Annotated in this window: 8 protein-coding genes and 1 pseudogene; 8 read left to right on the top strand and 1 reads right to left on the bottom strand. The window is 34.1% G+C overall.

Going from position 1 to position 13862, the window contains the following annotated elements:
- Positions 1–10 precede the first annotated feature (10 nt).
- From BW946_RS18680 to BW946_RS18640, 8 genes and pseudogenes are all read left to right on the top strand, one after another.
- A pseudogene (locus BW946_RS18680) lies at positions 11–912 on the top strand (IS1595 family transposase).
- A gap of 370 nt (positions 913–1282) precedes the next feature.
- Positions 1283–1549: a hypothetical protein gene (locus BW946_RS18675; protein ID WP_076597604.1), complete on the top strand. Its 267-nt coding sequence runs from the start codon at positions 1283–1285 to the stop codon at positions 1547–1549.
- Positions 1550–1567: 18 nt separating this feature from the next.
- Positions 1568–2008 (top strand): transposase, encoded by a 441-nt coding sequence (locus tag BW946_RS18670; protein ID WP_076597603.1) that lies wholly within the window; start codon positions 1568–1570, stop codon positions 2006–2008.
- A gap of 834 nt (positions 2009–2842) precedes the next feature.
- Positions 2843–3469, top strand: a complete 627-nt coding sequence (locus tag BW946_RS18660) for a hypothetical protein (protein WP_139326040.1) — start codon at positions 2843–2845, stop codon at positions 3467–3469.
- A 13-nt stretch (positions 3470–3482) separates the two neighbouring features.
- Positions 3483–4877, top strand: a complete 1395-nt coding sequence (locus BW946_RS18655; RefSeq protein ID WP_076597600.1) for an L-type lectin family protein — start codon at positions 3483–3485, stop codon at positions 4875–4877.
- Positions 4878–5190: 313 nt separating this feature from the next.
- Positions 5191–8046, top strand: coding sequence for a leucine-rich repeat domain-containing protein (locus BW946_RS18650; RefSeq protein WP_076597599.1), 2856 nt, complete (start codon positions 5191–5193; stop codon positions 8044–8046).
- 379 nt (positions 8047–8425) lie between these two features.
- Positions 8426–11191, top strand: a complete 2766-nt coding sequence (locus tag BW946_RS18645; protein WP_076597598.1) for a hypothetical protein — start codon at positions 8426–8428, stop codon at positions 11189–11191.
- A gap of 392 nt (positions 11192–11583) precedes the next feature.
- Positions 11584–13446, top strand: a complete 1863-nt coding sequence (locus BW946_RS18640) for a leucine-rich repeat domain-containing protein (RefSeq protein WP_076597597.1) — start codon at positions 11584–11586, stop codon at positions 13444–13446.
- 195 nt (positions 13447–13641) lie between these two features.
- Here the strand turns inward: BW946_RS18640 and BW946_RS18635 are convergent.
- A partial coding sequence (locus BW946_RS18635) for a transposase (RefSeq protein ID WP_139326039.1) occupies positions 13642–13862 on the bottom strand: 221 nt, incomplete at its 5' end.

Here is a 13862-nt window from a genome sequence, read left to right as displayed (position 1 = left end):
ATTGAGTTATATGGAAATATTTAAAGGTCAAAACCTTATCAACTTTGGAGAAGTCTTCCCCGATGACGATTCATGTCTTGGGTATTTGTTTGACCTGAAATGGCAGGATGGCTTTGTTTGTAGGAAGTGCGGTCATACTTCAGGATGTGAAAAATCAGGATATAAGTATCATTGTTATAGCTGCAATCATGTAGAAAGTGCCACAGCAGGGACCTTATTTCATAGGGTTCGATTTGGGTTACGCAAAGCGTTTCATATTGTTTTTGAAATGGTTAACAGCAGTAAAGGGATGTCCAGCATTCAGGTAGGTCTTCGCTATGGCATCCGTCAGCCCACGGCATGGACATTTATGCATAAGGTGAGGAAAGCCATGGAAAGCAGTAAGAAATATCCGATGTCTGAGTTGGTTCATGTGGATGAATTTGTGGTAGGAGGAATGGAAGAGGGTAAAAAAGGCAGAAGCTACAACACCCAAAAAACCAAAGCGGTTGTGGCAGTTGAACTTACTGAAAAGCATCAAGTGAAACGTGTTTACATCAAAGTATTGATGATTATTCTGCTAAATCCTTAACGCCTATTTTTGAGCAGCACATCAGTGAATCAGCTAAAGTGGTGACTGACAAGTGGAAAGGATATCTTCCCTTGAGCAAAAAGTATAACATTGAGCAAATCTCTTCGGATCAGGGAAAGAATTTTAAACAATTACACGTGATTATCCACCAGATAAAGTCTTGGATCCGAACAATACCCACCCATGCAAGCAAAAAACATGTAGAAAGTTACTTTAATGAATTTTCATATCGTATTAACCGTTCTCAAAATAGAAATACCATCTTTCATAACATTATTCAAAGAATGGTTAATTCAAAACCTTTGCAATACCTTAAATTAATACAGAAGTTAAACGTATAACTCAATAGATTTATATAGGCATTTAAAATAAGTCATTGTGTAGAAGACAGTATACTTTTTATTCATACAAGATAGAAGAAATACATAATTTGAGTCATTTTTTTTAAGTATTATTTGGAAATCTAATAGTTTTAGTGGTGATGCGCCGGGTTTGTAGAAGTATATTAATAGTTTATAATATTCTCATACCCGGTTTTTAAAATATTTTATTTGTGATTTATATAGTTATTAGATGACTTTTTATAGTATTTTGCCTCTAATCGATGATTTTATTTTTGTAGTTCTCTAGTTTCATAATTATGAAAAGTAGTAATAGTTATATGGTTCTTTGAGGATATTTTAAATTTTACTTTCTAAATAAAACTTGTATATGGAAATAAGTTTCTTTAAAAATGAGCTAATCATTTTAGATGAAAGTTACATTCAAGATTTTTTCTTAGGTAAAACCAAAGAGGAGTTGCTGAATTTATTGGGACAACCAAATGAAGATAACGGTAATGAATGGTTATACCTCAGTAAACATTATTTTATTAGATTTTATCAAAAACGGTTATTTATTTTTTTTAGCCAAGGAAATGTAAACAATTATTGTATGTATCATATATTAAAACTGTCAGTAATAGCGAAATTTTATTAATATATATAATATACTGAAATGAATTTTAGAGATATCCATATTGGAAAATTAATTGAGAAAGAGGTTCTGAATAGTGAAATTCAATCTTCCAGAATCTGTAATTTTTTTAATGCAAGTGAAAACGATATTTTGAATATGTATCAATGTGAACACCTTGATACGAAAAATCTTTTGCTTTGGAGTAAACTTTTAGAATATGATTTTTTTAGAATCTATAGCCAACACCTGATTTTATATGCACCTCAGGGAGGTACTATTAATAGAAAAACAAATGAAGGTAGGCGTGAGGTACTTCCCAAGTTTCGTAAAAATATTTATACAAATGAAGTAAAAGAATTTCTATTAGAACTTATAAGTGTAGGGACTAAAACAAAAGCTCAGGTGATCGAAGAGTACGGAATTCCAAAAACAACTTTGCATAAATGGATCGCCAAAAGAGGACCCGTTAAAGAAGATTAAGATTTTAACATTCTGTAAAAAATAATTAAAGATCTATTTGAAAATTTTTAATAATTAAGTTACAAGTTAAAATCTAAAAACTATTACAATTACCATTTTTACTAAAAATAAATAATTAAACTTTATATATAGCTATATAAAAAGTTATAAAACAATATATTACTAATGAGTACTTTACCAAATTATAAAAAAATCTATACGGATATGATTTCAATGAAATATCCCCATAAAATGGAAGAGTGTCAGGAAATATTAAATAGGAATAAGATAAACTCTCTTGATGTTATTATTCTTAATAATATTTTACTAGGAAGAGACCAGAATAGTATCAAGCTAAATAGCAATTTGAGATCCTTTGACAAGGATAGTATTGTGTTTATGTTGGAATATCAGGTTAGACATAACCTCAATAACCTCCAACTGGCAGCTCACTTTAATTTAAGCCGCAATACGGTTACAAAATGGAAAAGGATTTTCTATAGTCTGGAAATAAATAATAAATAGTCTTAATAAATCATATTCTATTGTTATGAAATTCAAAATGATTTGCTTAATCGAGAATATACCTAATTTTCTCGATTAAGCTGAGTGTTTAATTCGTCGCGGTTTTATTTAAAATTTTTTGTAGTAGAGAAAACATATCAATAGTCTTGATTTGAAAATATAACAAATTTAATAAAATTTTTCATACTTTTTTAAGGTTCCGGGAAAAAGTAATCTTGTCTTATCAATTAAATTATTTCTTTTCCCAGTTTTTATAAGAGTTAGTAAACGATTTCTTATATTAATTTCAAGATATATTAATTTAAATATACTTATTATAATTGTTTAAAAATGAATATACAAATAATAAAATTTTCTTTAATTTCCAGTTTTGCCTCTTTCGTTATATGTTATGGTCAGGTTGGTATAAATACTATTAGTCCAAAATCAACCTTTGAATTGGGAAGATCATCTTCGCCCAATATAGCAGAAGGTCTCTTAACTGTTCGAATGACCGGTAATGCTTTAGCTGGAAAAGATAATTATTATGGAACGGACCAAAATGCTACCGTAGTGTATGTAACCACCACGCCTACAACACCTAGTTTAAAAACCAGTAATATAAACTCTCCTGGATTTTATTACTATAACAGCGTTTTATCAAAATGGCTGTCACTTAGTATGCCTAAATTTTTTTATATGCCCTCTATTATTTTTGATACTACTGTTTTAGGACCAAAAACCAAGGATTTATATCAACTTTATTATGATCAGTTTACTTCTCCGGCTAAATCAAGTGCTGGTGCTTCAGGAAAAATTCCTGTTTTGGGAAAGAATGATTTAGAATATTACATAACTTATTATGACACTAGTCTATTTAGTAACGTCAGTATTGATGCTAATGGTTTATTGAACTATACAGTAAATAGTAATGCTTCGGAAACAAGCTTTATGAATATCGTATTTGTTGTAAAATAGAATTTTAATATATATGTTTATTAAATATAACAATTTAATACTAATTATCTTTATTTTATTATTGAATGGTAGGCTTTCAGGCCAGTTTAGTATTACAAATAGTTTTAAAACTTCTGAGAATACAGGATTACGTATTGGAGATAATGCCTATTTGACTGCTTCTACAGGCGCAGATCCTAATGGGTCTGGTTGGCTTAGATTAACCGAAGCAAAGGCCAATCAAAAAGGCTATATGTACGTACTGCAGGGATTTCCTACCACACTTGGCGTGGTAGCAGATTTTGAGTATAAGGCATGGCGTGATACGAGTGACGGTAATTATAACGGTGCAGATGGATTTTGTGTATTTTTGTTTGATGCCTCAGTTACTGATATTGATTTTAAATTAGGAGGGTTTGGTGGTTCTCTTGGATATGCTACTTTTAGTAATCCAGTAGGAACAAAAGGTCTTTCAGGAGGGTATTTAGGTATAGGATTGGATGCCTATGGTAATTATGCAGCCGCTACAGAAAATAGAAATGGGGGAAGTTCTAATCCTATTCCTAATGCATTTGTAGTTCGTGGACCTACGAGTAGCCTCTACAGTAATTCGAATGTTTATTTGGTAAGGAAAGAATTAGGAGATAGAAGTGGAACCGAGGAAGCTATACGTAAAAGGAATGAAATAGATTACAACACAATTACGGCAAGTCGTCCTTCAGATAGTGTTTTTTATCGCCGAGTTCAGATCAGTATCTCAAAGTTAGCTTCTGATTATCTTATAAATATTAAATGGAGAAAAGAAAACCAATCAGATTTTACAGATGTATTAACTTATACCCTGAATTCATCGTTGTATCCTATGCCGAATAATCTTAAACTGGGATTTTCAGCGTCAACAGGTGGTGGGTTTAATTATCAGGAGATACGGAATATTATCCTAACCACTCCCGGTAACATAAGAGTTGATAGCACTTCAGATTCAAGTTTTGTATGTAATGAGAAAAAGAATTCAGTCAGCTTTAAAATTGAGGTTACCAATGATACAAATGCTGCATTAAGTAATATCAACTTTAATGGAAGGATTATTGATGAAAATAATACATTATTGGATTTGTCCAAATTCAAAATTACTTCACTTTCTGTCAACAGCGGTTTTACCAATTCTAATTTGCCAACTTCAAATTTTTTGACCAATGAAATAAATGGAGTCGTTGGACTTCCTGCTAAATCCTCAGGTATTATAACCTTGAACGGTGAATATTATAGAAAGAAGATCAAAAGTAATAATCATTTTAAATTGGTTTCTAATGTTGCAAGTAGCCAAATAGGAGATACTGATTTAACGAATAATACTTTTTCTACAAAAATAGATGTGAAAAGATGTTCAGTGATAACAAATCCTTCCTTACCGTCGGGTTATTTTTAAATTGTTACTAACAGTATCTCTGTTCAAAAATTAGTTTGATCCTTTATTATAATGAGATTAATTTATTCACTATGCTATTGTAAAAGATATTGTGGAAACCGTTCTTGATCAGTTAAAAATTAATGTTAGTTGAAGTAATATTCCATACAAGCAAAGTATGAGATATTTGTGATCAAACGCAAAAGTTGGTAGCTGATCAAAAAGTTTGCTTAATCAGAAGAGAGAAAATGTTCTGTCTAAAGATAGTAAACATATTAAAATGCTTTAGATTAATATAACGTTAAAATACTTTTTAAACATAAAAAAAATACATATGATTACGGATGCACTTATGAGAGAAATTTACGATAGAATAGATTATACTATAGAATCGCAGGAAAAAATCTTAGATTTTTCAGGGTTAGATCTAGATTCAAGTCTTTTAGAGGGAGTGATGACTGATATATTGGAGATCCCTAATCTTAAGGGACTCAATTTAAGTAAAAACAGGCTTACGAGAGTACCAAAGAGTATTAGTCAACTATCTAATCTCCAAAGCTTAGATTTAAGTAACAACGAGCTTACGAGCGTACCAAACAGTATTAGTCAACTATCTAATCTCCAAAGCTTAGATTTAGGTCACAACAAGCTTAATAGATTACCTCTAGGTATTGGTAATCTAGCAAACCTTACCGATCTGAATGCTGGAAATAATGAGATTCAACGTTTTCCTCAAACCTTAGTAAATTTAGGAAATCTCCAAAGCTTAGATTTAAGTAACAACGAGCTTACGAGCGTACCAAACAGTATTAGTCAACTATCTAATCTCCAAAGCTTAGATTTAGGTCACAACAAGCTTAATAGATTACCTCTAGGTATTGGTAATCTAGCAAACCTTACCGATCTGAATGCTGGAAATAATGAGATTCAACGTTTTCCTCAAACCTTAGTAAATTTAGGAAATCTCAAAAGATTAGATTTAAATAACAACGGGCTTACGAGCGTACCAAACGTTATTGGTAGACTATCTAATCTCCAAAGCTTAGATTTAGGTTACAATAAGCTCGATAGTTTACCTCTAGGTATTGGTAATCTATCAAACCTTACTGATCTGAATGCTGGAAATAATGAGATCAAACTTCTTCCTCAAACCTTAGTAAATTTAGGAAATCTCGAACGCTTAGGTTTAACTAACAACAAGCTTTTCAACTTACCTCCCGAATTTGATAAACTATCAGCCCTTACCCATCTGAATGTTAATAATAATCAGATTTATGATCTTCCTAAAACCTTAGATAATTTGGGAAATCTCGAACACTTAGATTTTAGTGACAACTTTCTTTCACCTCGATCAAGTAATTATGTGGACATGATTATGAACAATATAGAGCAGGTAAATGATAGATTTGAATATACATTAAGTCAATTGTATCCGAATGATGATGAGAGGGCAAATATCGTACGACAGATAGAGACTTCTGATTTAGGTTCCTCTACTATTGGTACTATTGGGGATAGCAACCAGACAAAGTCTTCCAAAAATGTAATAAAAGAATTTCTGAGTAAGGTACCTGTTGATACTACTTCTAACCTGGAGTTATATGGTCCTACCACTAAAAAGTTGTTATCCCAACTGCTCGATAGCAGTCAAGAAACTACAGAAAGAAATAGTAAACAGGCAGAAATAGCTATTTCTCTGGGAGACTGTTCCACTCCTGTTAAACAAAATTTGATGAGTGTGAAGATCGCAGAGCTATTAAAGTCAAAACAAGAAGTAAATCAATTATCGCCGCAAGAACAATATATGATAGAAAGGCAGGCCATGATTGAGGAAACGGGTAAACTGGAAAGTCTGCCAAAAGTCGAAAGAATAGAAGCGGCAAATGCCCTGGCTAACTTGGTTTATTCTCAAAAGGAAATTGAGAATGCACTTAATATGGACCCTAATGTCAAGTATAAAGATGCTGAAAAGAAATTTCAAAATTGGAAAGATAATGTAAATGTTACTGGAGAAAGAAATCTGCCTTCGATGTCAGAAAATATAGTATTTGGTTTAGGCTCGTTAACTCCTGATGTAATTAGAGACTTTACTGAGATGTTTACGGTTCAAACTGATAATGATATTCGTATTTTGGATGAGGAAAAGCTAAAAAAAGTGACCAATCGTTTTCTGTCTGATAAAGGATTAATAAAAAAGGATCCTCTTGAAATAGCACGGGATAATCTTATCAATAATTATGAGAAAGTTATGAACACTTTTATGATGAATGATGGAGACGGAAAGAGATCTGATACAATAGTTAACAATTTTGAATTGCTTGGAGATGAAGTATTTCAGTTCGCTGACCAAAAGGAACAACTTCGGACGTTGCTAGCACCTCTTGATAAGGTAGAATCAATAAGACAGGAATACAAAAATTTTGAATCGGAACACCAAAATGCTATTAATGATTTTCTAGGTATACCAAATACCCAAAATGTTCAGGCAGTGGAAAAGGAACCAGAATCGGCTCTTTCAGCATCCCCGTCTCAACCTCAAACAGAGATGCCGGGAAATAGGCTTCTTCATATGACATCTACCCAAATTCAACTTCAAACAGGGGCGGGAACAGGATCGACCTCTTCAGTATCCCCGTCTCAAGGTCAACCAGAGGTTTCGGGAAATATAAATAGTCTTCCTCATATGACATCTCCCCAAAATCAACTTCAAGAAGGTGTGGGAACAAGTTCGGCTCTTCCAGCATCTGCTCTGTCTCAAAGTCAAATAGTGGGGGTGGAAAATAATAGGAATCGTCAGATGGTAGATGCCCAACCTCATGCAGAGTCACAGGTAACAGGATCGACCTCTTCAGCATCCCCGTCTCAACCTCAAACAGTGGCACCGGGAACAGGATCAACTCTTCCAGCATCCCCCTCTCAATCTCAAACAGTGGCACCGGGAAATAGTCTTCTTCATATGACAAATCCCCAAAATCAACTTCAAGAAGGTGTGGGAACAAGTTCGGCTCTTCCAGCATCTGCTCTGTCTCAAAGTCAAATAGTGGGGGTGGAAAATAATAGGAATCGTCAGATGGTAGATGCCCAACCTCATGCAGAGTCACAGGTAACAGGATCGACCTCTTCAGCATCCCCGTCTCAAGGTCAAACAGTTGAACAGGGAACAGTATCCACTCCTCAACGGCGACTTTAAAAGGAACGGTTTGGTTCTCAACGAAGACCAGGAAAAGATACATATAAATCCTAAGTAGTAGGAATTAGAAGAAATTAGTTCTCTAAAATATCCATTCTAGAGAACTAGTTTATTATAATGAGATTAATTTATTCACTATGCTATTGTAAAAGATATTGTGGAAACCGTTCTTGATCAGTTAAAAATTAATGTTAGTTGAAGTAATATTCCATACAAGCAAAGTATGAGATATTTGTGATCAAACGCAAAAGTTGGTAGCTGATCAAAAAGTTTGCTTAATCAGAAGAGAGAAAATGTTCTGTCTAAAGATAGTAAACATATTAAAATGCTTTAGATTAATATAACGTTAAAATACTTTTTAAACATAAAAAAAATACATATGATTACGGATGAACAAGAACCAAAATCAACACTAACAAAAATTAAAGAAAGAATACAAAATGCTTTAGAGCAAAAAGGAGATTCAGGAAGAACCTTAGATTTGTCACACTTGGATTTAAATTCCTGGGATTTATTGTACGCGATGCCCTTAATAGAAAAAATTCCTGGTCTTACGGAACTTGATTTAAGTAACAACAAGCTTACGAAAGTAACTAATTTGATAGGTAACCTAAAATTAAAGAGTTTGAAATTAGATAGGAATGAAATTGAAGAACTTCCTGAAGTAGGCTTTTCAAAATTAGAAAATCTCGAAAAATTAGATGTAAGTCACAACAAACTTTATTTCATACCTCCAAGGATTGGTAATCTATTAACCCTTAAAGATCTGAATGTTTCAAATAATAGACTTCTACTTCTTGAAAACATATCAAAATATGAAAAACTCGAACGTTTAGTTTCAAATGATAACCAGCTCAAATACCTACCTGAGGAATTTTTTCGTCTATCAAACCTTACCGAACTGAATCTAGATGGGAATCCTATTCAATATATTCCTGAGACATTTTCCTTAGACAATTTGGTAAATCTCAGAAGATTAGATTTTAGTAATAAACGGCTTTCAAATGAATCAAAAAAAACTATTAAACGCATTAAAGATACAATAAATAAGATAGAGGAAAAATCTAATAATACATTAAAGACTTTGTATCCGAATGATAAAGACTTGGAAGAAATCAGACGTAAGATAGAGAACCCTGATTTAGGTTCCGTTACTATCACTAAAGGAGACAAGATCGTGGAAAAATTTTCCAAAAATGTAGTGTATGAATTTTTGAGTAAGTTACCTTTTGATATTCCTCAAGAGCGTAATTTTTATCGTCTACCCGCTAGAAATCAGCTAATGAAAATGATTAATGACGACCCTAATCTCATTGAACTAAGAAATCGTACACTGAAAGAAGTAACGCGTACTCTGGCAGACGGTACAATTAGAAGTTATTTGTATAATGTTTTGAATGACAAGCGAAAGCTATATCCAGTATCAAAATTACCGATTGAATCTGCCCAACTTCTAACTCAACCTCATGCAGAGTCACAGGTAACAGGATCGACCTCTTCAGCATCCCCGTCTCAACCTCAAACAGTGGCACCGGGAACAGGATCGACCTCTTCAGTATCCCCGTCTCAAGGTCAACCAGAGGTTTCGGGAAATATAAATAGTCTTCCTCATATGACATCTCCCCAAAATCAACTTCAAGAAGGTGTGGGAACAAGTTCGGCTCTTCCAGCATCTGCTCTGTCTCAAAGTCAAATAGTGGGGGTGGAAAATAATAGGAATCGTCAGATGGTAGATGCCCAAACTCAAACAGAGTCACAGGGAAAAGAATCAGCTCTTCCAGTAGTGGGGGTGGAAAATAATAGGAATCGTCAGATGGTAGATGCCCAAACTCAAACAGAGTCACAGGGAAAAGAATCGGCTCTTCCAGCATCCGCTCCGTCTCAACTTCAACCTAAGGCAGAGTCAACAGAGAATAGGAATCATCATATGTTAGTTGATGAACTTGAATTATTTAGCAATATCGAAAGAATGGAAGTAAGTTTCAACAAGCTTTTGGACCTACCTGAAGGCTTAGAATTATCGAACAATCTGGAACAATTAGATTTTAGTAATAATCCGTCTTCAAATAAATCAGAAAGAACGATTAAAGACATTACAGGTACAATAAATCTCACTGATGAAAGAAATGGTACACCGCATGAAGTATCTATTTCTCTGGCAAAAGGTGGCATTGAAGATTATTCGGCGAATGTGGATGCCAAACGTCGAAACCTAAATTCAATATCAGAATTACCGATTGAATCTGCCCAACTTCCACCTCAACCTAAGGCAGAGTCAACAGAGAATAGGAATCATCATATGTTAGTTGATGAACTTGAATTATTTAGCAATATCGAAAGAATGGAAGTAAGTTTCAACAAGCTTTTGGACCTACCTGAAGGCTTAGAATTATCGAACAATCTGGAACAATTAGATTTTAGTAATAATCCGTCTTCAAATAAATCAGAAAGAACGATTAAAGACATTACAGGTACAATAAATCTCACTGATGAAAGAAATGGTACACCGCATGAAGTATCTATTTCTCTGGCAAAAGGTGGCATTGAAGATTATTCGGCGAATGTGGATGCCAAACGTCGAAACCTAAATTCAATATCAGAATTACCGATTGAATCTGCCCAACTTCCACCTCAACCTCATGCGGGGTCAACAGAGGATCATCAAATGCCTATTACTCAAACTCAAACAGCGGGAGGGAAAAATGGTGAGCTCCTTCAGATGACATCTGCCCAAAATCAATTTCAAAAAGTGGCGGGAACAGGATCGACCTCTTCAGCATCCCAGTCTCAAGCTCAGGCAGGGTCAGCAGAGAATAAGGATCATCATATGGCAATTACCCAAACTCAAACAAGGGCACAAGTAACAGGATTGACCTCTTCAGTATCTCCGTCTCAACCTGAAATAGAGTCACAGGGAAGAGAATCGGCTCTTTCATCATTCCCTCCGTCTCAAAGTCAAAAAGGGGGGGGGGAAAATAAAAGTCTTCTTCAGATGACATCTACCCAAAATCAACTTTTAACAGCTGCAGGAAAAGGATCGACCTCTTCAGCATCTCCGTCGTCGTCTCAACCTCAAACAGGGAAACTGGGAATAAAAGAAGAATTAGATTCTTCACCTTCGTCTCCAAAACGACCACGCTTTTAAAAGAGAGTCCGGAGAGCGGTTTGGTTCTCAACGAAGACCAAGAAAAGATACATATAAATCCTAAGCAGTAAGAATTAGAAGAAATTAGTTCTCTAAAAATATCCATTCCAGAGAACTAGTTTATTATAATGAGATTATTTTATTCAATATGCTTTTGTAAAAGATATTGTGGAAACCGTCTTTGATCAGTTAAAAAAATAATGTTATTTGAGGTAATATTCCATACAAACAAAGTATGAGATATTGCTGATCAAAAACAAAAGGTGGTAGCTAATCAAGAACTTTGCTTAATCAGAAGAGAGAAAATGTTCTGTCTAAAGATAGTAAACATATTAAAATGCTTTAGATCAATAAAACTTTAAAAATACTTTTTAAACATAAAAAAAATAAATATGAATTTGAATTTTAAAAAATTAACAGAAATTAAAAAAAGAATACAAAGTGCTTTAAATCAAGACGCATCTTTAGGAAGACAATTAAATTTGTCAGAGTTGTATTTAACTAACGATGAGTTATCGAGAGTGATGCCTGCAATATTGAAGATTGATAATCTTACTCACCTTGATTTACATACCAACAATCTTAAAAATGTACCTAGCAGTATAAACGACCTAAAAGATCTTAAAATACTTTATTTAGATAACAACCAACTTAAGAACTTAGATAACCTTTCTGGTGAAAAACTACCAAACCTTACCGAACTGAAAGTTGCACATAATAAGCTTACTCATCTTCCTAGTGGCATAGGAAAATTTGAAAAACTCGAAAGTTTGGATTTAGGAGACAACCGTTTTAAAGAACTATCTAATATTGGAGAACTATCAAACCTTACCGAACTGAAAGTTGCAGATAATGAGCTTACTTATATTCCTAGTGGCATAGAAAATTGTAAAAAACTCAAAAGTTTGGATTTCACCAAAAACAAACTTAAAGAACTATCTAATATTGGAAAACTACCAAACCTTACCGAACTGAAAGTTGCACATAATAAGCTTACTGATTTTCCTAGTGGCATAGGAGAATTTGAAAAACTCGAAAGTTTGGATTTAGGACACAACCGTTTTAAAGAACTATCTAATATTGGAGAACTATCAAACCTTACCGAACTGAAAGTTGCACATAATAAGCTTACTTATATTCCTAGTGGCATAGAAAATTGTAAAAAACTCAAAAGTTTGGATTTCACCAAAAACAAACTTACAGAACTATCTAATATTGGAGAACTACCAAACCTTACCGAACTGAAAGTTGCACATAATAAGCTTACTGATTTTCCTATTGGCATAGGAGAATTTGAAAAACTCGAAAGTTTGGATTTAGGATACAACCGTTTTAAAGAATTACCTGATATTGATGACCTATCAAACCTTAACTATCTGGATTTAAAGAAAAATAATATTAAAGGTTATGGAGTAGATATGAGCATAAAAAATTACTACTCTGTCAAAACAATTGATTTTACTGGTAACCCGATTGAAAAAAAACCAGCGATACGTTACAGAGACAGAGACAGTGACATTTACAATGACAGTTACATTAGGATAAATAATGATCCAAATAATCATATGTCAATGACTGATAAATTGAAAATTTTAAAGGCACAGGGATCAGGATCGGCTCTTCCAGCATCACCGTCTCAAGGTCAACCAGAGGTTTCGGGAAATATAAATAGTCTTCCTCATATGACATCTTCCCAAAATCAACTTCAAGCAGGTGTGGGAACAAGTTCGGCTCTTCAAGCATCCGCTCTGTCTCAAAGTCAAATAGACGAGGTGAAGAAAAAGCCTCTTCAGAGTACAGATGCCCAAAATCAATTTCAAAAAGTGGCAGGAACAGGATCGACCTCTTCAGCATCCCCGTCTCAAACTCAAACAGTGGCACCGGGAAATAGTCTTCCTCATATGACATCTTCCCAAAATCAACTTCAAGCAGGTGCGGGAACAAGTTCGGCTCTTCCAGCATCCGCTTTGTCTCAAAGTCAAATAGACGAGGTGAAGAAAAAGCCTCTTCAGAGTACAGATGCCCAAAATCAATTTCAAAAAGTGGCGGGAACAGGATCGACCTCTTCAGCATCCCCGTCTCAAACTCAAACAGTGGCACCGGGAAATAGTCTTAGTCATATGACAAATCCCCAAAATCAACCTCAAGCAGGTGCGGGAACAGGATCTACCTCTTCAGCATCCCCGTCTCAAAGTCAAACAAGGGCGCAGGGAACAGAATCACCTTCTCCTGATAGAACGATTACTAAACTATGATTTTAAAAAGAGAGTCCAGAGAGCGCTTCGGCTCTTAAAGAAGGCAAAGTAAAATATATATAAATCCGGAGTAGTAGCAAATACCTACTTCGGATATTTATTTTTCTGATGCTTCTTTAGTGGCTTTATTTTCAATTTCAACAGCTTTCCAACGATATCTGATTCTGATTTCGGATCAAGCGCAAAATTTGGGGGCTAGGCAAAAAGTTTAGCTAATCTGAATAAGAAGAATGCTTTGTCTTTTACACCGCGGAGCTGCATTCTGAAGTTTTTTATTTTCGCATTGAAGGATTCAGCAGCAGCATTGGTGCTTCTTAGATGAAAATAGTTTAAAATATCCCTGTAATGATTCATTATTGTTTTTCTTAAGGTAGAAAAAGATTTAAAATCTGCTTCTTCCACCTCTTTGAACCAAT

Origin of the sequence: Chryseobacterium sp. RU33C (assembly GCF_900156015.1) — a bacterium.
Taxonomy (GTDB): Bacteria; Bacteroidota; Bacteroidia; order Flavobacteriales; family Weeksellaceae; genus Chryseobacterium; species Chryseobacterium candidae.
Note: the sequence above shows the minus strand (reverse complement) of the source record. Positions and strands in the feature narration are given on the sequence as shown.

Excerpts from the sequence above, each read along its gene's own strand:
- BW946_RS18675 (WP_076597604.1), top strand. The coding sequence starts at position 1,283 with ATGGAAATAAGTTTCTTTAAAAATGAGCTAATCATTTTAGATGAAAGT.
- BW946_RS18670 (WP_076597603.1), top strand. The coding sequence starts at position 1,568 with ATGAATTTTAGAGATATCCATATTGGAAAATTAATTGAGAAAGAGGTT.
- BW946_RS18660 (WP_139326040.1), top strand. The coding sequence starts at position 2,843 with ATGAATATACAAATAATAAAATTTTCTTTAATTTCCAGTTTTGCCTCT.
- BW946_RS18655 (WP_076597600.1), top strand. The coding sequence starts at position 3,483 with ATGTTTATTAAATATAACAATTTAATACTAATTATCTTTATTTTATTA.
- BW946_RS18650 (WP_076597599.1), top strand. The coding sequence starts at position 5,191 with ATGATTACGGATGCACTTATGAGAGAAATTTACGATAGAATAGATTAT.
- BW946_RS18645 (WP_076597598.1), top strand. The coding sequence starts at position 8,426 with ATGATTACGGATGAACAAGAACCAAAATCAACACTAACAAAAATTAAA.
- BW946_RS18640 (WP_076597597.1), top strand. The coding sequence starts at position 11,584 with ATGAATTTGAATTTTAAAAAATTAACAGAAATTAAAAAAAGAATACAA.